The 20,530-nt window shown below is 45.0% G+C and carries 19 protein-coding genes and 1 pseudogene; 13 read left to right on the forward strand and 7 right to left on the reverse strand.

Features of this window, described 5'->3' with window-relative positions; genetic code table 11:
• The 3 genes from phoU to B3M51_RS08635 form a co-directional block, all read left to right on the forward strand.
• The coding region (gene phoU, locus B3M51_RS08625) for a phosphate signaling complex protein PhoU (protein WP_292758362.1) at positions 1-623 on the forward strand (623 nt) is incomplete at its 5' end.
• 134 nt (positions 624-757) lie between these two features.
• The gene (gene ppx, locus B3M51_RS08630; protein ID WP_292482757.1) at positions 758-2,263 is read left to right on the forward strand and encodes an exopolyphosphatase; all 1,506 of its coding nucleotides are present in this window, start codon (positions 758-760) and stop codon (positions 2,261-2,263) included.
• Between the two features lie 54 nt (positions 2,264-2,317).
• Positions 2,318-2,848, forward strand: coding sequence for a hypothetical protein (locus B3M51_RS08635; protein WP_292482755.1), 531 nt, complete (start codon positions 2,318-2,320; stop codon positions 2,846-2,848).
• A 47-nt stretch (positions 2,849-2,895) separates the two neighbouring features.
• On the opposite strand, the gene B3M51_RS08640 is transcribed toward B3M51_RS08635, so the two are convergent.
• Entirely contained in the window at positions 2,896-3,300 is a 405-nt protein-coding gene (locus B3M51_RS08640) for a c-type cytochrome (protein ID WP_292482753.1), read from the reverse strand.
• A 22-nt stretch (positions 3,301-3,322) separates the two neighbouring features.
• Positions 3,323-5,371, reverse strand: a complete 2,049-nt coding sequence (locus B3M51_RS08645; protein ID WP_292758364.1) for a TonB-dependent receptor — start codon at positions 5,369-5,371, stop codon at positions 3,323-3,325.
• A 145-nt stretch (positions 5,372-5,516) separates the two neighbouring features.
• On the opposite strand from B3M51_RS08645, the gene B3M51_RS08650 reads away from it, so the two are divergent.
• From B3M51_RS08650 to B3M51_RS08670, 5 genes are all read left to right on the forward strand, one after another.
• On the forward strand, positions 5,517-6,269 hold the full coding sequence (locus tag B3M51_RS08650; RefSeq protein WP_292758366.1) for a sulfite exporter TauE/SafE family protein: 753 nt from the start codon (positions 5,517-5,519) through the stop codon (positions 6,267-6,269).
• Between the two features lie 15 nt (positions 6,270-6,284).
• The gene (locus tag B3M51_RS08655; RefSeq protein WP_292758368.1) at positions 6,285-7,223 is read left to right on the forward strand and encodes a sigma 54-interacting transcriptional regulator; all 939 of its coding nucleotides are present in this window, start codon (positions 6,285-6,287) and stop codon (positions 7,221-7,223) included.
• Between the two features lie 116 nt (positions 7,224-7,339).
• The gene (locus B3M51_RS08660; protein WP_292482744.1) at positions 7,340-8,173 is read left to right on the forward strand and encodes a thymidylate synthase; all 834 of its coding nucleotides are present in this window, start codon (positions 7,340-7,342) and stop codon (positions 8,171-8,173) included.
• Between the two features lies 1 nt (position 8,174).
• A complete protein-coding gene (locus B3M51_RS08665; protein WP_292482743.1) occupies positions 8,175-8,606 on the forward strand; it encodes a bacteriohemerythrin in 432 nt (143 codons plus the stop codon).
• Positions 8,607-8,762: 156 nt separating this feature from the next.
• Complete coding sequence (locus B3M51_RS08670) at positions 8,763-9,497, forward strand: cytochrome b/b6 domain-containing protein (RefSeq protein WP_292482741.1); 735 nt, start codon at positions 8,763-8,765, stop codon at positions 9,495-9,497.
• Positions 9,498-9,505: 8 nt separating this feature from the next.
• On the opposite strand, the gene B3M51_RS08675 is transcribed toward B3M51_RS08670, so the two are convergent.
• From B3M51_RS08675 to radC, 3 genes are all read right to left on the reverse strand, one after another.
• Entirely contained in the window at positions 9,506-10,642 is a 1,137-nt protein-coding gene (locus B3M51_RS08675) for a PepSY-associated TM helix domain-containing protein (RefSeq protein WP_292758370.1), read from the reverse strand.
• Positions 10,643-10,789: 147 nt separating this feature from the next.
• On the reverse strand, positions 10,790-12,745 hold the full coding sequence (locus tag B3M51_RS08680; protein ID WP_292758372.1) for a TonB-dependent receptor: 1,956 nt from the start codon (positions 12,743-12,745) through the stop codon (positions 10,790-10,792).
• Positions 12,746-12,862: 117 nt separating this feature from the next.
• Complete coding sequence (gene radC / locus B3M51_RS08685) at positions 12,863-13,537, reverse strand: RadC family protein (protein ID WP_292758374.1); 675 nt, start codon at positions 13,535-13,537, stop codon at positions 12,863-12,865.
• A 295-nt stretch (positions 13,538-13,832) separates the two neighbouring features.
• On the opposite strand from radC, the gene B3M51_RS08690 reads away from it, so the two are divergent.
• The 5 genes from B3M51_RS08690 to B3M51_RS08710 all read left to right on the forward strand — a co-directional run bounded on the left by B3M51_RS08690 (position 13,833) and on the right by B3M51_RS08710 (position 17,993).
• Positions 13,833-15,083, forward strand: a complete 1,251-nt coding sequence (locus tag B3M51_RS08690; protein ID WP_292758376.1) for a hypothetical protein — start codon at positions 13,833-13,835, stop codon at positions 15,081-15,083.
• 110 nt (positions 15,084-15,193) lie between these two features.
• Positions 15,194-15,538, forward strand: a complete 345-nt coding sequence (locus B3M51_RS08695) for a hypothetical protein (protein WP_292758378.1) — start codon at positions 15,194-15,196, stop codon at positions 15,536-15,538.
• Positions 15,539-15,700: 162 nt separating this feature from the next.
• Positions 15,701-16,213: a phosphate-starvation-inducible PsiE family protein gene (locus tag B3M51_RS08700; RefSeq protein ID WP_292758380.1), complete on the forward strand. Its 513-nt coding sequence runs from the start codon at positions 15,701-15,703 to the stop codon at positions 16,211-16,213.
• 78 nt (positions 16,214-16,291) lie between these two features.
• Positions 16,292-16,885, forward strand: a complete 594-nt coding sequence (locus B3M51_RS08705) for an RICIN domain-containing protein (RefSeq protein WP_292758382.1) — start codon at positions 16,292-16,294, stop codon at positions 16,883-16,885.
• Positions 16,886-16,985: 100 nt separating this feature from the next.
• Positions 16,986-17,993: a YihY/virulence factor BrkB family protein gene (locus B3M51_RS08710; RefSeq protein WP_292758384.1), complete on the forward strand. Its 1,008-nt coding sequence runs from the start codon at positions 16,986-16,988 to the stop codon at positions 17,991-17,993.
• A 113-nt stretch (positions 17,994-18,106) separates the two neighbouring features.
• Here B3M51_RS08710 and B3M51_RS08715 read toward each other — a convergent pair whose 3' ends face one another.
• Both B3M51_RS08715 and B3M51_RS08720 read right to left on the reverse strand, forming a co-directional pair.
• Positions 18,107-20,122 (reverse strand): site-specific recombinase, encoded by a 2,016-nt coding sequence (locus B3M51_RS08715; protein WP_292758386.1) that lies wholly within the window; start codon positions 20,120-20,122, stop codon positions 18,107-18,109.
• A 226-nt stretch (positions 20,123-20,348) separates the two neighbouring features.
• A pseudogene (locus B3M51_RS08720) lies at positions 20,349-20,530 on the reverse strand (phosphate ABC transporter substrate-binding protein PstS); the annotation flags it as partial.

Here is a 20,530-nt window from a genome sequence, read left to right on the forward strand (position 1 = left end):
AAAAACAGGTTTCGGAGGCAATGCAAGCTTTGGTTACCGGGGATGCCGATCTGGCTCGTCAGGTAATCAGTGGCGATGAAGAAGTTAATAAACTGGATGTCAGCATTGATGAAGAATGTATTCAGATCATTGCACTGCGCCAGCCTACTGCCAGTGACTTACGTCTGGTGACCGGTATTCTCAAAACCATTACCGATCTGGAACGAATTGGCGACGAAGCAGCACGCATTGCCAGAATGGCACTTAATCTGGCCGAAAAAGATCGGCCAAAAAAGAATTATCGTGAACTGCACGCCTTGGGTCAGCATGTGTCGGGTATGTTGCATAACACGCTTGATGCCTTTGCGCGATTTGATGTGGATGCTGCCTTGCAGGTGGCACATGAAGATCGTCAGGTTGATGCTGAATACGAAAGTATTATGCGCCAGTTGATGACATACATGATGGAAGATCCCCGTACTATCAGCCGGGTGATCGATATGATGTGGTCAGCTCGTTCGTTGGAACGGATTGGTGATCATTCACGAAATGTGTCTGAACATATTATCTATCTGGTTGAAGGCAAGGATGTCAGACATTTATCTGTCGAAAAAATGGAAAAAGTAGTTAAAGGCGGCGAATAATTTCTCTCGGTGCGACTTGAGCCCGTTTCCATTATGGAAGCGGGCTTTTTTTTGAGTATAAAACGCAAAGTTCATAGCATCGATGGCCTTAGTCAGGCAAAATGCCATCACCTCCGTATAAGCAAGCTGAGTTTATGGAAACACCCGAAGATTATGATGTACTCGCCGCTGTAGATCTTGGTTCTAACAGCTTCCATATGATTATTGCCCGCCTGAGGGATGGACATTTCCAGATCATGGACCGACTGCGTGAAATGGTGCAGTTACGTGCCGGGTTGGATAAGCAGAATGTACTCTCTGATGAGGCCCAGACACGCGCCATTGCCTGTTTGGAGCGGTTTGGAGAACGTATTCGCCATTTACCGGCTGGCAAGGTGAGGGTCGTCGGCACCAATACCTTACGCATCGCTGAAAACAGTCGTGAATTTCTCCGTAAAGCCCGTCAAGCCCTGGGACATCCTATTGAGATTGTCACTGGTGAAGAGGAAGCCCGACTGATTTACATGGGCGTTTCCCGTTCACTGGCGTTTGATAATACCCGCCGCCTGGTTATGGATATTGGTGGTGGCAGTACCGAATTTATCATCGGTGAAGGACTGGAAGGACTGCGTCGTGAAAGTTTGGAAATGGGCTGTGTCAGTTTCAGTCAGCGGTTTTTCAATGATGGCAACGTCAGTCAATTACGTATACAGGCGGCGCTACTCACCGCAGCAATTAAATTACGTTCCATTCAACGGCCTTATCAAAACCTTGGTTGGGTCGAGGCGGTAGGTGCTTCTGGGACCATTCGCACTGTGGCCAGTATTGTTACGGCGCAGAATTGGAGTGAAAACGGTGTTATCACTAATGAAGCGCTGGATAAAATCATTGCTCACATGGTGGAAGCCGGTCATCAGGATAAGTTTCAACTGGAAGGATTGAGTCCTGAAAGGGCCAATGTGCTGGCCGGGGGCGTCGCTGTACTGAAAGCCTCATTTGATCGTTTAAAAATTGATCGCATGATCGTATCTGATGGGGCATTACGTGAAGGTTTGCTTTACGACCTGCAAGGTCGTATTCAACATGATGATGAACGTGATCGTACAGTGAACTCCCTGGCGCGGCGTTATCATGTAGATGAAGCCCATGCCGAACGGGTCAGTAAAATGGCTACCGAATTATATGAGCAAGTGGCCGACGAGTGGCAAATTAATACCGAAGAACAATTACACCGTTTGCAATGGGCTGCCAAACTGCACGAAGTTGGACTGGAAATTTCGCATTATCAATATCACAAACATTCGTCATATTTAGTTGCACATTCAGATTTGCCGGGTTTTTCCAGAGAAGAACAGCAGGCACTTGCTGCAATGGTGCGAGGCCAGCGCCGGAGTTTCCCTCGAAAACACATCAAGCAGTTATCTGATGAGATGCAGCAGGCGACGTTGCGATTAACAATTCTGCTACGTTTATCACTGGTATTTAATCGTGGTCGTAGTGAAAAAACCGATACCCATGTTGGCCTTAGTCTGCATCGAAATACATTAATATTGACGCTGCCTGAAGGCTGGCTGGAAGAGCATCCATTGACCGAAGCAGATCTATTGCAGGAAAGACAGGAGCTCAAGGAAATTGATATCCGCCTGAAAATTCGGGATTAAAATGGAATTTCGCCTCACAGTAACAGTCAATTATCTATAAGTGAGGGCAGAGTTATGTGGCAATCAGTATCGGTAATGGTGTCAGCTGTGATGTTAGTTTCACCGCTTTACGCTGAAGAAATGCGTTACCAGAGCGAGACAGGTGACCGCTTTACCATCAGTCAAACCCCGGATGGCAAACACTGGGGCACATTAATTATCAGTGACAGACACACGGCCAGTTTTGCTCATAATGAACTGATTCTGCTGCAAATTAACGAACAAACTCCCATTTCTCTTGAACATGGAAATCTCAGCTGCGGCTCACCTGCCAAAGCAGAGCAAACCGTGTTTTATGATGTTTCCGAATCGAGCATTGATTTACTGACAAAGGTTGAGCCCCAGCCTTTGCCGAAAGGTTTTCAACAAGTCAGACAACGCGATGTTTTTACTTCCATCATGGCTGACCGCCGGGCTGAAACTGTTGATTTTCTGTTAAGTGATGTCGCACTAAATGTTCAACAATTGCGCTCTGTAGCGACACTGAAATTTCGGTTTGTTACTGATGATGGTCAGCGTCGTCAGGCTATTTTCCAGCTGCAATAGCCTTATTGGCTGACTCTGGTAACAAAACCAGAGCCAGCAGGTGAAACTTATTTGGCTTTTTTAGGTTTTATTTCACCAATTGCACCATCAGCTCGAGCTTTAAGGTAGGCATAAATTTGATCCATGCCTTCCATTACCTGAGGATTACTTTCCCAGGCTGGCATCATGCCTATCTGCCCCATTTTTCCCTCCATCACAGTGGCGACAAATTCTTCCTTGGTGATAACGTTCAGACTCTCTGCCAGATTCGGCCCAACCATACCCTGAGCCACTGTGCCATGACAGCGGGCACACCAGTTACGATAGAGTTTATAACCATTAAAGGTCTCACTATCCAGGAACTGTCCATCCGTGACGGTATAAGGTTTATCTTCGGCAAAGCTAATCGGACTGAAAGCTAACAAACCTGCCATCAGAACAAAAAAGCTGTGTTTTTTAACATTTTTCATCATGATTCTCCTTAGAAACAACCGATTACCAAGACATTGACAGAGTGACGTAAGCATTTCTGCCAACTCCTGGTATGCGATCACCAATGGCAATATCCGGATTGACCGCCCGATTATAGCCCCCCAAATGTTCGTCATACCGACGATCAAAAACATTATTCACTCCAGCATACACAGTAAGTTGCTGGTTAAACTGATATTCGCCTGTGAGATTAATTAAACTGTAACCACTGGTTTTGGCCTCCTCATTTTCTGCTGACACTTTTGATTGAGCGGCGACATTGACCAGCTCCACCCCCAGCTGCCAGTCAGGTTCCACATAACTGAGTTGCGTGCGGGCCGTTAACGGTGCAACACGATAGAGATTATCGCTGGTATCACGGCGTTCACCGCGAACATAACTTATGGTGCCATCCAGCTGCCAGTGATCACTCAATGCGGCAAACCAACCGGTATCCACACCGTAAAGCCGGGCATCAACGTTGCTGAACCGTAACGGTGTGCTATCACCCATCATGGTACTGGCAGCAATCGCCAGCGGATCGGTGGCAGCAACACCTTGAATATAATCATTGATATGGTGATAAAAAATACGTGGTGACAACGCAAAATCAGGTTGATGCCAATCCAGCCCCAATTCAAACTGATAGGCTGTTTCCGGATCCAGATTAATATCACCTAGATAGTTGTTGCCATCTGCCAGACCCGATGTAGATTGAAACGGTCCCCACAGATAGCGTTCCTGATAACTGGGCGCACGCTGTTTGCGGGCCACGCCCATTTGTAAATCCAGATCACTGGATAATTTACGGGTCAGGTTTAATGCCAGATCCACAAGATGTTCAGTCTTGTCACGATCCGCATCATTAAAGCGTTGCTGTAAGGCCAGCATGGCGCCCATCGGGCCATTCGCTGTCACAGCATCAGCATTCATATCGACCAGGCTGTAACGAACACCGGTCTGCATACGCCAGGCATCATTCAACTGCCCATCCCACTCGGCAAAAAGGCTATAGCGATCGCGCTCTATATTATTGAAGTTCTCGACCAGAAAAGCCGGGTTATTGGGATTAAAGATAGTGGCATTATGCGTAGCGTTATCGGCATCAAAGCCAAATATCCATTCATCCTGCTGATAATGCAATTGATAGCCGTGGGAAATCACATCGGTATAGGTTTGACGATATTGCATTGGATTAGCCGGCGCCTGACGCAGACTGAAGTTATTCATCAGGTGATCGGCATCCTGATAATTCAGACGGGCAGATACGATACCGCCATTAGTTAATTGCTGACTGATATCCGCTTTATAACGCTCACCACGGGCAAACAGAATGTCCATTGGCAATGCAGGCGTCCCGGTGTTGCCAGTATCATGATGTTCGGCATCCAATGACATTTCCAGCCCGTCCATTTGGTAGCCATAGCCCAGAGCAAAACTGTCACGTTCATGCTGACTGGGCAGAATCTTGCCGCCGTCAAAACGTTGGTCATCGCCTTTATCACGGGTTAAACCTAATTGAACACGATGATTCTGGTTTGCCAGGCCACCCAGGAAACCCAATTGATAACTATCATTGTTATGTGCATAGCCGGAAGTTGCCTGACCATGAAATTCAATTTCATCACTATGGGTAAAGCCAATCTGCTTTTTGCTGGCCTCAATGGTGCCGCCAATGGTTTCAATACCGGAGCTTACCGGTGCAATCCCACGGTACAAAGTGAGATTGTCGAGCTGTGATGCGGCAATATAACTGAGTGGCGAATCCATACTGTTTGGCCCAGCCTGACTGATACGAACGCCATCAACCAGCGTATTTACCCGGTCACCAAATAAACCACGATATTGTGCGATACTGGTCAGAGGTCCATTGCGGTTGACGTTGGCTCCCGGCAGTTTTTTCAGCCATTCAGCACTGTCACTACTGGCCTCAACATGAGCAGGTAATTGCAAAGGAGTGCCTTCTCCGGCAGTACCTTGAACCGACATTTCCGGTAAGCTGAAATGCTCTGCCATCGCTTGCGGATTTACCGCCAGCAACAATGATGAGATTAAAAGTGTTTTTTTGAACATAATCCTCTCCAAGCTGTTTAAAGCTATTTTAGAAAAGGCTAATGGATGGAAAATGAGTTATTTGCAGAATCACTATGGCAAATCACACAATTATTACAGGGTTAAAATGTTAATCTGCCCGCTAGATGATTTTCAGGTTATATAAATGGATGCGCTCACAACGTCTTTAGTTACCGCTTTTCTGCTGGGCTTGTTCAGTTCGGCGCATTGCATAGCCATGTGTGGTTCGGTGATTGGGGCATTAACCTTGACCTTGCCCGCTCATATTCGCGAACAGCCACGCAAAATGCTGCCATTTGTTTTGAACTACAATATCGGGCGCATTCTGAGTTATTCCATCGCGGGTGGACTGGTCGGTCTACTTGCCTCACCTCTGGCACAAATTAATGGTTTACCCTTTTTACGTTACCTGTCGGTACTGGTGATGATTGGGATGGGCCTGTATCTCGCTGGCTGGTTTCCCAAATTTGCCCATGCGGAGAAAATCGGCGCGCCCATCTGGCGCAAGCTACAACCCATTGGCCAGAAACTGTTACCTGTTCGCAGCCTGAAACAAGCCTTTCTATTAGGTGCAGTTTGGGGCTGGTTACCGTGTGGTCTGGTTTACGCCGGGCTTGCCGTTGCTGCCACCACGGGTGATGTTTTATATGCTGCATCGGTGATGCTGGCATTTGGATTGGGCACCTTACCGGCGGTGATGGGGGCAGGCATGTTTGCTGGCATGCTGGCCTCATTAGCTCGCAATCAATTCTTTCGCAAACTGGCCGGTGTCACGATTATTCTGATGGCGCTATTGGTTTTACTCTGGCCGCAGGGCGAACATCATCACGGAACGATGGATATAAACCCGGTCACTGATTCGGTAACAGATGATTCATCTGAAGTACATCAGCATTAAGGTGAGTATGCCAATATGACGATAGAAATGATCGGCCACTCTCCAGAAATCACGCATATTCAGCGCGTATTGCCGATGATTGCATTAAGTGATGCCAGCGTATTGATCTGTGGTGCAACCGGAACGGGTAAAGAACTGGTTGCGCAACGGCTGCACCAGTTAAGTCGACGTGCTGATAAACCGATGGTCACCATTAACTGTGCGGCGTTACCGGAGCAGGATGCCGAAGTGGATTTATTTGGCCGGGCCAATGCTGATGGTGAGGTGATAGAACCGGGTCGCTTGTTGGCGGCACAGGGCAGTTCAGTATTTCTTGATGAAGTCGATGCTTTGCCATTAACAGTGCAGGCAAAAGTACTGCGATTTCTCGAAGCTGGTGAATGCCAGCTGGCTGGCAGTCATAAGCTACATCTTATTGATGCCCGTATTCTGGCCGCAACCAGTATGGATTTACCTGCCGAGGTCAAAGCCGGACGGTTCCGCGCAGATCTTTATTATCGTCTGCAGGTTGTGCCACTGGAATTGCCACCGTTGAATCAACGCAGTGAAGATATTCCATTGTTATTAACCTATTTCGCCAAACAGTTTGCTGGCAATAATGCGCCGTTGCGGTTTTCCAAAGAAGTAATTCAACAATTGCAACGGTATGACTGGCCCGGCAATGTCCGTGAATTATCCAACTTCTGCCAGCGACTCAGTTTATTGCAACCGGGTAGCATGCTGCAGCTCAACGATTTGCCTCCGGAAATACTGCAAAATTCCGACGTCACGCCTCAGCAGTTCTCTATTCCACCAACCGGAATTGATTTGGCACAAATTGAACTTGATTTGATCGAACAGGCATTGGAAATGGCCGCGGGTAACCGTTCCAAAGCCGCAAGATTATTAGGTATTACCCGCGATACCTTGTTATATCGTATGCAAAAATATGGCCTCTCAGACGACGCAAAATAAGCGTTAGCGGTTGAATATTTTAAATAGCATTTTCACAGACAAACTAACCCGCAGTCAGTGCGAAAAAAGCGCTGATGGTTTACAGTAGCGGCACTGCAATAAACGAGTAATCAAGCATGAAACAATATCTCGATTTACTTCGCGATGTGATGGAAAACGGAACTGACAAAGGTGACCGAACCGGTACAGGAACCCGTTCAGTATTTGGCCGGCAGGTACGCTACGATTTGGCGGAAGGGTTTCCATTACTGACCACTAAAAAACTGCATATTCGCAGCATTCTGCATGAACTTCTGTGGTTTCTCAGTGGCGAAACCAATATTCGTTACCTCAAAGAAAACGGCGTATCGATTTGGGATGAATGGGCTACGCCAGATGGCGAACTTGGGCCGGTATATGGCGCACAATGGCGTAACTGGCAAGGTGCCGATGGCAAAACCTATGATCAGATTCTGGCATTAGTCGAGGGACTGAAAAACAACCCTGATAGCCGTCGCCATATCATCAACGGCTGGAATGTCGCCCTGTTACCGGACGAACAACAAAAGCCCTGGGAAAATGCCGCAGCAGGCCGAATGGCTTTGCCACCATGCCACGTTCTGTATCAGTTTTATGTTGCCAACGGCAAACTCAGCGCCTCGTTGTATATCCGTTCTAATGATCTGTTTCTGGGCAATCCCTATAACACGGCTTCATTAGCCTTTTTAACGCATATGCTGGCTCAGCAATGCGATCTGGATGTAGGTGAAATCATCCTGAGTATTGGCGATGCACATATCTATAGCAATCACTTCGAGCAGGTTGAAACTCAGTTACAACGTACTCCCGGCCCATTGCCAAAACTGAAAATTCATCGCAAACCAGCCTCTATTCTCGACTACCGGTTTGAAGATTTTGAAATAACTGATTATCAGGCGCAGCCACATATCAAAGCGCCTATCGCGGTGTAAAATGGAACGTATCCAACAGCCGCTCTATATCGTCTGGCAGGATAAATTTGTTCAGGATGAACCCATCATTGATGAACAGCATCGCGGTGCGATCGCTATTATTAATTCATTGCATTATTTTATTCAGCAGGGATATGGGCTAAAAGATCTCATGCCCACCGTGAATGTATTAAAAAGCTATCTGAATTTTCACTTTAAAACCGAGCAAGGCATTTTGCATGCGATGGAAAGTCCGCTCCTTCAGCAATATCGGGACGAAGCAAACAAAATAATCGATGAGTTTGATATTCAATGCCGGTTAGGTCTGAGAGAGGATGACGCCCAGGTTTTATTAGTCTTTTTGAAAGATTGGTGGAAAACACATCTAAAACTACATAAAAAAATCACCCCATATTTACACAAATGGGAAGGTGATTACTGTCGTACAAACTGATGAGTTTCATTCATAAAGGGTGTCAAATGCAGTTAAGATTAATTTAAGCAAACAGGTATACGCTAGAAGCTTGTTTATCTCTCATCTATGCGAGAAATGGTGGAGATAAAATATAAACAACCTCTTGGTTAATCGATAAATTTAAGGAACAGAATAATGGCACAATCAACCTTAAAAGCGTATCCGGTATGGGATGGTGGCGTTCGTCTATTTCACTGGATAAATGTACTGGCTATTCTGGGTTTATTGGCAGTGGGTTTAATGTTGATGTTCAGTAAAGATTTTGGCGTCACTGATGACGGTAAGATCCTGTTGAAAGCTGTACATATCTGGATAGGTTATGTGTTTGTAATCAATTTACTGGCTCGATTTGTCTGGGCCTTTCTGGGTAACCGTTTCGCCCGTTGGAAAGCATTTTTACCGTTTGGCAAAGTGTATAAAGCGCAATTCCAGGCTTATATGCAAGGTCGTAAAATTGGAAAGGATGTGCATTTCCTTGGACATAATCCACTAGGTCGCTGGAGCATTTTATTGATGTTTCTGCTGATGATTGGTCAAGGTATTACCGGGCTGATGTTAGCAAGTACTGACTTATACATGGCCCCATTCGGTTCTCAAATGAAAGCCTGGGTGGCAGAGGATGAAGCGGCTATAGCGATTGTTCAACCCTATGAAAAGCAGGGCGTCGATCCCATTGCCTATCAGGAAATGCGTGATTTCCGTAAACCATTTCGTACTTTGCATACCTACTTTTTTTATCTGTTAATGTTGTCGATTGTGATTCATATCGCAGCGGTTATTATTGAAGAGAAACGCAGACGAAATGGCCTGACCTCAGCGATGATTACCGGTGAGAAAGTCTTTAAAGAAAAGCCGTTTGATGTGGATTAACTAAATCGTTAAGCCGTATGGCGACTGGTTACCAGTCGCCTTGCCCGGCGCTTTTGTAACCAACGGATCAAACCGGTCACAAATAATATCAACGGTAAAAGGCCAGCAATAAACACCAGAATCCGGCCGGTTATGCCAAACACTTCACCGTTATGCAGTGGATGTAACCAGTGCATTAATACATCTCCACCAGTATCTTGTTTAGTATCACGAAGCCCCAAAATCTCTCCACTAACTGGATCAATCCAAACCTGAGTGCGAGGGAAGCGCCGACTGGGTTCTCCTTCCTGATACAGCGCAATACGCCAGGCTTTCTGGTTATTTAATCCAGGCGTTTCGACCCAACGTAATTCCGCGTCAGGAAACCGGTTGTTGGCAATCTCAACAGCCTGATCTGCCGTAATTCGATCAGCACTTTCGCCATGGTCTAAGGCAATCTTCGGTGCACTGGTTAACGGGGAAAATGGCTTCACCAACATGGCCGTTTCATCAGGCAAAGCGAGTGCCGCCCCGGTCAGACTTAAAATCAGCAATAACAACACACCGTAACTGCCGGACAGCACATGCAGATCGTAATTGAGTCGAGCTTTGCCAGATCGAAGCTGCGGTTTTAATGCCTGTTTCAAGCCAGCCCGACCCGGCCACCACAGCCAAATCCCCGAAATAAACGAGATCAACGAAATCAGACCGATAATACCAATGGCGATCTTGCCGGGTTTATCCAGCAGCAGACTGTAATGTAAATCGTAAATCCAGGTCATTGCATAATCGCCCCATAAACGGGAGCTGGTGACTTCCAATGTAATCGGATCGACTGTCATCATTAACGGAGCGAAGTTTTTTCCAACTGATTCTATCGGTGTGTAATAACGCGCCATAATCGGCCAGTCTGCATGCATCGGCTGTTCAATACGCCACGGATCGGTACGCGTCGGATGCGCCTGTTGCAGGGAATCAAGAATGTCCTGTTGGGCAGGCATTTCGTAAGGAACGCTGGTGGGTTCCATTTGCGGATTGAGGATTTGATCGATGTCCAGATAAAACACCAGAATACTGCCGGTCAGCCCCAGCAATACCAGCACGGCGCCGATACTCAAACCGAGGTATAAATGAATGCTCAGCCAGATGCGGCGGGCGTTTTTCATGGTGGGCTTTTATCCGAATGACGTAGCTGATTCACTGTCGAATATCGACAGCGAATCAACGAAAAAAGTTATGGGCTAGAAGTCTACCTGAACTGAGCCATACACAGCACGTCCATCGCCGGGGGAGTGCATGCTTTCGGTATTTAACTAAACGTATTCATAATCGCGGTCAAATACATTTTTCAGTTCCATTGCCAGTTTTACTTTGCTGGTGAGCGCGTAACTGGCTGAAGCATTGACCAACACATACTGACCAAATTTTCCTGTGTCATTGTCCACGGTCAGATAGTAATCATCTTGTGCACTGACCCAGCTCGACAGTTTCAGTTTGGGGTTTGCCTGATAATCAATACCAGCATCAATTAAATAGTTCGGCACATGATCAATTTCATTGCCTTTGGAACCTGGTTTATCTGAGCCTGCTTTAAGTATTTCTGAATCCTGAAATGCAGCGGCAAACCATAACCCTAATTTTTCGGTGGCTTGTGCATTAAATTGAATATCGATCCCACGCCGTTCGGTTTTACCAATATTCTCACTGTCATTATTGGCATCACCTAACTTTGTTTTGAACTCTCCTGAAGCAACCTGCTCCCAGAGTGCAACACGACCATTTAACCAATCGGTGGGGGTAAATTTCAGCCCAATCTCCCAGCCTTCGTTAATAGACGCATCCAAATCTTCGGAGAAAACATTTTTCTGGTAGCTGGCGGCACCCGAAGCCACTTGAAAGGTTTTACCCCAGTTACCGTAAACCGCATAACGGTCGGTCAGGGAGTACACCGCACTGAATTTTGGCTGACTGATATTGCCATAATCATTGATATCGCGATGCACACCGGCATCGTTTAAGCTGCCGCGAACCGTATCGACGCGATAAGCTGGTACCAGTTTTAACTTTTCAGTCGGTTTGTAAATGGCCTGAACAAAGCCGCCGTAAATATCAATGTCAAAGTTTTGATCTCGTGTCTGCGAGGTACGATTTCTAAAATCATCCACAATATAACGGCGGCTTTCATTGTCCTGAAATTCTGCGCTCAATCCTCCCATCAAAGCGAACTCATGTGCCCAGCTCACTTCAGGTCGCCAGGTCAACGTGCTTAACGCGCCTTTATGATCTTCCTGGGTGATGCGTTCATTATGATTACCACCGGCGGCAAAGGTCACATAGCGATATTCATCAAGCTGATTCAGATAGGCTTTGGTATTCCAGAATAAGTTATCGCTGAGATCAACATCCAAATGTGCACTGAATTGATTCATCGAGCGATCCCCGCCATCCGGCGCATTATGAGGACGAGATTGTTCTGGATCATCGCGGGCTTCAGAACGGGTTAAATAACCTGCCTCTTCAGCATCGGCCTGACCATGGCGGGCGATAAAACCAATCTGAGCACGGCCACTTTCCGGGGTATAAAACCATTTACCTGAAAACGTGCTTTTTTCGATATCGCTATGATCCCGATAACGATTTGAATCTAAATAACTGACGGCATAGTTTTGTGAAAAACCGTTGCTTTCGAGGCCACTGACAAATTGAACCTGACGCGTATCAAAGCTGCCGTAGCTGGCACGTGCTTTATTATAATTGCCGCCTTGTTGAGTCAGTATGTCAGCATTGCCAGCAATATTATGTAACCCATAACGCGGGTCATTGGTACCGCGAACGACTTCAATACTCTCAATCTCAAGTGGTGTCAGTAATTCCAGATACGGCATATTGCCTGAGTTCTGGTTACTCGGAACCCCATCAATCAGCAATTTAACGGCGTTGATTTCGCCTTCACCATTAAAGCCGCGAAAGGATATTTTGCCGGATTCATTTCCCATCCCATATTGTGTAAGCATCACGCCGGGCATTTGATCAAACAATTGCCAGGTGTAATTCACGTTTTGATCTTCAATGCGATCCTGGCTTAAAACATCAACCGAAGTGGAGAGATTACGAGAAGTCAGCGGGCCGATATTGTCTGAAGACACCACCATACTTCCCAGACTCAAGCTGGCATCATCCAGCAGATTGGGCGTTTCGGCATATACGCCATTGGCATAAATTACAGCCAGAGCAATGCTAAGAGGTTTGAGTGTTTTGCTAATCGTCATGATGTGGGTCACGTATTATAAAGGGTTAGGTTTTACAATCCCAAAAGCATAACGATCTGTTTGCCAACAAAAATGAGTGATATGAGCTAATAGTGTGGCAAAACCCGCAAAAGACGATTAACAATGCCCCAATTCAGCCAGTGAAGTGGTTTCAGCATCGCCGACGATAATATGATCCAGCACCCGAATATCCACCAGCTCCAACGCACTGCGTAAACGCTTGGTGATCTGAATATCTGACTGACTCGGCTCAGCCACCCCGGAAGGATGGTTATGAGCAAAAATCACTGCAGCAGCATTATGTTTTAACGCCTGCTTCACCACCTCACGCGGATATACACTGGCACCATCAATCGTGCCCCGAAATAATGGCTCAAAACTGATCAACCGATGTCGGGTATCGAGAAATAGGCAGGCGAAGACTTCATGGGGGAAATGCCGTAGCTGTCGTTGCAAATAGAGGCGAGTAGTCGCAGCATCAGTAAACGCATTGCCTCGAGTCAGAGTAGACTCCAAATGCCGACGACTCATCTCCAACACCGCCTGCAACTGCACAAACTTCGCCGTACCCAAACCATGTTGCTGACAAAAGCTCTTATGATCTGCTTCAAATAAAGCTCGTAAACCACCAAAGTCGGAAAGTAGTTTTCGAGCTAAATCCACAGCCGAAATGCCTGTGACTCCGGTTCGAAGAAAGATTGCCAGCAGCTCAGCATCTGATAAGGCTGCTGCACCTGATTGAAGCAGTTTTTCACGCGGCCGTTCATCTGCCGGCCAGTCCTTGATTGCCATAATTCGCTCCCTGCGATTTTTGATTTTAATGAAGCTTAAATTTAACGATGAAGAATCATAAATACAAAACGAGATTAGTGATTATGTGAACTGGTGCGAGTAGTTGTGATGATTGGAATAAAGCAACTGTAAAATCAACGTGAATTATTAACGGTTAATTATTTAAGTTATAGTTAAAAAAAAGAATATAAATTTCAACAAGGTCACTATTAGCTGTTCACTTTAAAAATTATTATTTGGTTGAAGACTTTATAAATATAGTTTTATGAACTCTAATCAATAAGGATGAAATTAATTGATTAATCCATTTACTCCCTCAGAGATTGCAAGCCTTCCAGAAGATTTTTTTGGAAGAGATAAAGAAATTCAATTATTAGCCCGATCTATTAATCAGGGTTCTGTATGTATAGAAGGATCATTTGGAATAGGTAAGTCTTCCTTTATGTCTAGAACATTACTCCACATGGATGGCTTTGCATCTGATGAAAATAATATTTTTATTATGGTGGTGGGACATGCAGATATAAAAACTGTGGATGATGCAGCACTTTTAGTTCTAGATAAATTAGTTTCAATTGATAGTGCAGAAAAAAAATTACGTATTGGTTTTTCAACAATTATTTCTTACGAATCAAGCGAAGCATATAGCTATTTTAATGAAGGACGACATTTATCCGCTCTGTCAAAAATAGTTGCCGATAAAGCTTTCACTGCTCAAATTTCTGGTGTGAATAAATTTATTATAGCGATAGATGAATGCGAGAAGTGCGCGCCAGCTATAGCAATGTTAATGAGGACTTTGTGTACTGAAATCCAGCTCCAAGGAATAAAAAATCTCAGGTTTGTTTTGGCTGGTGTTAGTCCGTTTTATCAAACAATGGCCAATACAGATAGGGGAGTAACAAGGTTTATATATAAATGTTTACATTTAGAGCCACTAGATCAGGATACTTCTCAGGCTCTGCTTGATGAAAAATTTAGCCAACTTACTAGTTCTATTTATGATGGCGGTGGGGCATTAAATATTCATCCCGATGTAATAGACCGGATAGCAGCCATGTCAGGTGGTCATCCCCATCTACTCCAACTTTTGGGATCTCATGTTGTTGAACATGAATATGAAGATCCTGATGGTTGTATCGATCTGCGAGATCTGGTCGGTTCTCTTAGGGAAATCTGTTATCAGTCTAGAGGGCGGGATTATGACCTTCTTATCCATACAATGAAAAATGAATCTTATTTCTCGGATTATTGTAGTTTTATTGCTTTAGCCGGGGGCCGGTTTCCAAGTAGGATTGATAGAGAGCAAGCTTTGGAAAATATAGATGGGGGCTCTCTTGATTGGTTGATGTCGAGAAACATTATCAGTTTGCAAGATGATAAGACTTACTCTGTGGTTGATGAATTTTTGCGAATCAGGGTTGTTTTAGATCTGCAGGACTCAAAAGTTGATGAAATGGAAGTGGAAATTATTGAAAACGGTGAGTATTCATTACCTGGAGATTCTTATGAAATGTTATACGAGAACACCGGCAGAGATGAATAATAAAAGAGTATCAAGGGGGCAGCCAACTTGACTTTCTAACATCCCAAACGTGAATTAGAGTTTTTATCTTTTAAACTTTACTCTGAAGCTAAAGATTCCAAGGTCTTATTATGATAAAAACAGTCTTTTATTTATCTTCCATGATAATTGCCTTTCTTACGTTTAATCTGTTTGCTTGTAATCAAACTTCCGCTCTACCAAATTTCGATGAAAATGAGCGTTATTCAAGCGTTCGATTGAAAATGTTAGAGGCTGGCTGGGAGCCCTTTCTTGCCAAGGAAGCGGATACTTGCACCGAAGGTGACTTACGCTGTGAGGGGCGTCCAGAAATGCAGGTTTGTGCCGGAACGGGAAAGGCAAATTGTAAATTTTTGTGGAAAAAAGAAGAAAACATGACTGCAATCTGCACCGTCGGTGAGGTTGCCGTTTTCGATAGCGTTTGTGATTACCTATAGGTTTATCTATCTCCTGTATTGAAATGCATTTAATAAAACACGATGGTGCAGCAGCATTACAATCTCAGGGAGGAGATAGTAAAAGTGCAAAATATCATAATCAAGTTGGCTGATGTCATGGATCGGCTTGATCTACGTCCATATGAATTAGTGAGATTTTAGATGGTTGATGATAATCAAAATAAACCGAATCAGGCAGAGCGTGAACAAAAGCAAGAGCTGCATCAGGAGCTTCCTATTGACTCCCAGGACCCATTTTTCCGGGCTCTTCATCGGATTATTCGTTTTGCCATTCGCATTCTTGCCGTGTTGATGGTGGCAGTCATACTCTGGGGGGTAGCAGATATCATTTATATTATTTACGAAAGACTGAATGCACCACCTTTCATGCTTTTGGATATCAATGATATTTTTTACACATTTGGGGCGTTTATGGCTGTCCTCATTGCGGTAGAAATTTTCATTAATATCCGGCTCTATTTGGGTACCAATGTTTTTCCTGTGCAGTTGGTTGTGGCTACAGCGCTCATGGCTATTGCTCGAAAAGTTATCGTACTGGATTTCGAGACATTGACACCAATGTATCTACTTGGGATTGCCGCGACCACACTGGCATTAGGGATTACATACTGGCTGTTGAAGCAGAGCAGTCAGGATCATGGATGGCATAACTAAATCATTGATCAGGTTTTTATTCCTGACCTCAAGCTTTGTGCTAATTTACGAAGCACCTCATAAAATAAGAATCTCATCATGATATTCAAGAAAGTGTTATCAGTTTGCTTATTTGCAGTGCTGGCATTATCTAGTGTTTCCCATGCCGCAGAAGACTTATCAGGCACCTATCAATTAAAAAACCAATTTCGTGGTAATGGCGAGTGTCTCGAAGGAAATCCGTCCACATCCTCTGTTGGCGGAGCGGTTTTTATGAATACTTGTCAGACGGTATCGAGCCAACTCTGGACAGTTGAAAACATCGGCTCCGGCTGGTATCGCTTAAAGACGGGTCAAGAATGTCTTGAGAGTAATTGGGCCGACTCGCCGGTATATCGTGGCGCTGCGCATATGGATAGTTGCCAGAATGTCACCGGTCAAATGTGGAAGTTTGTGCCTGAAGGTAACGCCTACCGCTTAAAGTCACAATTTCGTGAGGAAGGAGAATGCCTAGAAGGTAATCAGGCCTCCTCAACGGTTCACGAAGGCAAAGCGTTTATGGATAGCTGCCAAAACGTATCTGGTCAATTCTGGGTGCTCGAAAAGATGGGTGGGGCTCCTAAAACTGAAGTTCCTAAACACATCGAAATCCAGAATGATTTTGATGACGAAGACGAATTAGAACTGGATTAACAAGCTTTTGAGGAATCAAGGTATTAGCAAACTTGATTTAAAGAGGCAGAGAAAAAGGTCATTATCAACCTAATCAGACGCCAGAAAAGTAAGAGGCTCTATGCCAAAAGAGGATATTACTCCGCATCCAGCAGAAATATCGTCCGCCGATGAACGTGGACGGCAAGCCAGCATGCCGCCTGAAATTTCCTGGCGTGGCTGGTGGGATATCGCTCGCCGAGTCATTAGCAATGTGAATCGTCACGATATTTCGCTGCTTGCAGCCGGCGTGGCGTTATTTATGATGTTGTCCATCTTTCCAGCGCTGAATGTTGGGGTTTCGCTTTATGGACTTTTTTCTTCACCTGAAAATATCATTTCCCATGTTGAACCATTTCGGCAACTGTTACCCGAACAGGCATTTGAGATATTTACCGATCAACTTACCGAGCTCACTGATACCGGTGGAGCAGCCTTCAACTTAACGCTGGTCCTATCGCTGCTAGTGTGGCTTTGGGTGGCGCGCAAAGGTGCTATGGCGCTCATTAAAGCATGCAATATTATCTACAAAGAACAGGAAAAGCGTCCGTTTTGGAATCTGCTGCTGGTGTCGCTTTTATTTACTGTGGTTGGTATTTTCAGTGTTGTGGTTTTAGCGTTGCTAGCCATTCTGGTGCCGATTGTTCTTGGCTTGATCCCCTTGGGTGAAACTTTAGAAACCTTATTGAGAACATTTCGTTGGCCAATTCTGGCGGTGATATTTATGCTCGTACTTGAATGCGTTTACCGTTTCGCCCCCAATAGAAAAAATGCGAAATGGCGCTGGGTTAGTGTAGGGGCGATCATTGCGACCTTATTATGGCTTTTGGCTTCTTTCGGTTTCACTGCCTATGTACAAAACTTTTCTAATTACAATGAAACCTACGGTGCGATTGGCAGTGTGATCGTTCTCATCTTCTGGTTTTATATCAGTGCCTTTGTCGTGCTGCTGGGGGCCGAAATAAACGCCGAGATGGAACATCAAACAGAAGTCGACTCAACGGTCGGGGAAGATAAACCAATGGGTGAGCGCGGTGCCTACGTAGCAGACACGGTCGGCACCGAACCATCAGAAAAGGAACAGCAATAAACGACAAGATAAGAGAAAAGAAGCAAGGGACCGGGCAGTGCAGTCAGCTTGATTAAAAAAAGCTATTGAGAGGGGCTTTCTCCTTCCGATCGACAGGGACTATAATCGAATCATCAATGTTTATCTTCAGATTCTTCTTTCAAAGCCTCTTGCATTGTAGTAACAGGGAAAAATACACGAACTGGATTTTCTTTTATTTGTTCCCAAATGCTACTTAGTAACATAGAAAAGCGGCTTATCTGGGTTCCGCGTGATCGTAATGCCACGAGCAGCGCCAATGAAAAGCTCACCCAAAGATTGACGAAACCTATCATCAGCACAAAAATCAGATAGATCAGAAAATCCAAAATCCCAATCGGGGCACTGAATGCACTGTAGCCTAGATTGGCCGACGAAAAAGCCACGTGGCGAATATCTAAAGGCAAGTTGAGTAAGTAGCCGATATACCCGGTTGTTCCCAGCAGCACGCCGAAAAAGAAATTACCCGCTATTGCCCCAGAGTTTTCATGCATGTACTTGGCGAAGTTGTTGCGATGATCTTCCTTTAACCATTGTAATAACGGGTGTTGTTGAAGCCGAAGCTCCATTTCAAGATAATCGGCTCGGTTATCAAAGTAGCCTGCAATGATGCCTGAACAAAACAGCCAGACCCCGGCAATGGCCGCATAAAATAACGCTAGCCCCTCGAAAGGATTAATAGCATGAAGCTGATAGCTCACATTAGCGGGATTCAGTAAAGGACGCCCAGTCACCCAAGCAGCACCCATAGCGATAATAGCAGCTAGGATAATAGCGGTAGAAACATTGCCCCATACAGCAGCCCACTGGGATCGGTTTACATCGATTAACAAGCTGGCCAATTTACGGTGTGCAGCGCGCCCATTTTCGCCTTGTTCAACTTCGCCGGCAAAACTGGCGGCAGTCATTGCTGGCTGCTTGGTGGCAATAGTAAAGTGCAAAAGATGTACTAAAACAAAGCCTAAACCATAGTTGAGACTGACTAGCACGGTTTCTTTAAAAGGACTGAAGCCCATATCCACAATGCTGATTTTTAATAGTCCCATTAACGCAATGATGAAACCGGCCCCGGCTGCCGAACGAAACAAGGCATAAAAGGAGCTTTTATCCCGGCTTATATAATGTTCACCATGATCACTCTTATTTTGGGTGATACTGCGAGAAAGCATACCGATGCTGTTTCGCATCAGGGCATAAAGACTATTTTTGTCTATGGCGGAAATCATTAATGTTTTCCAGAGTGCCATACTTTTACGTTCGACTTCCTGAGTTTCTTCGGTGATTAAAATAGACAGTAATTCTTCAATACGTCCCAGTGTCTGTTCCAGACGTTCGAGTAAATGTGCCACCGATACCGAGGAACCCGCAGCCCCAGCGCCTTTACGTCTTAAGCGTGCGACTTGTTCGTGGCATTGGTCCAGCATCACCCAAATATGTTCTGGATCATACGAGGGGATGTCGGGATCTTGAATACGATCAAACTCTGTTTGAGTGAACAGACGTACTTCTCTTTGCAGGCCGATAAAGGCAGAATCTATATTTACCAATCGCCGATCAATTCGCATTAAGCCAGGCTCTAATTCTTCGGCAGCCACCCAAATGGCGAGCATTTCAAGCGCATAAAGACATTGCTGACGGAAATGATTGATGGCCGTTTGCAAAGTGTCAGCTGCGGTGTGATCGACTAATGTTTGATAGAGCCGCAGCCATTGCTCTGGGGTTATCGTGGCGAGCCACTTTTTATCCGATTGGCGATGGAATAACAGTGTCAAAACCCCACGTGAGCTCTCACGATCAACTGGAGGAGGATTCACCTTGTCATAAAGACGTGTCATGAATTCGCTAAATAACCCACGTCTGGAAAATATTCCTAAGCTCACTAAGGCCGGATAAAGATTTAAATCAATCAGCCAGCTATGAAACTCCTGACTGAATTTCGCTCTCAGCTTAGGATTGGCTTCGATCATATCGAGCAATTCATCTAAGCGCTTTGAGGCATTTCCATCATCATGTTTTCTTAGCTCATCAATGAGGTCAATCAATGCATCCAGGACAGGCACTTCCTGTTCAAAATCTTCCTGAAGACGCTCAGCGTTGAAGTGGCTTGTCATTAAAATCGTTACTCGCTGAAAGAGATTATTTAGATTACACCTTAACAAAACCAGCATAATTAAACTTTTCTGTTCATATGAAGAAAAATTTATATTGCGAGATAAGAGAGGGGGCAAAGCGTATTGGTCAAGCTGGCATAAGCCAGTGCTAATAAGCTGGATGAAAGATCCAAAGTGCCAGAGAAAATTGATATTTGCTTCTGACTCTTTGGGGTCTCTGGATAGTTTACAGTCCTAACTTTTCCTGTTCTGCCTGGATAATCTCTTGCGATAAAGGAAGGTAATGCAATGGAGCTGCTAATGTTTGGCCTTCTTCCAGTGTCCATTTTATAAAATCTCTTACTTCACTGCCGATGGCTGGGGTTTCATATTTTTTACGTATTAGTGCCCAGGTATATGCGACGATTG

The sequence above is a fragment of the Methylophaga sp. UBA2689 genome (genome assembly GCA_002354555.1).
Taxonomy (GTDB): domain Bacteria; phylum Pseudomonadota; class Gammaproteobacteria; order Nitrosococcales; family Methylophagaceae; genus Methylophaga.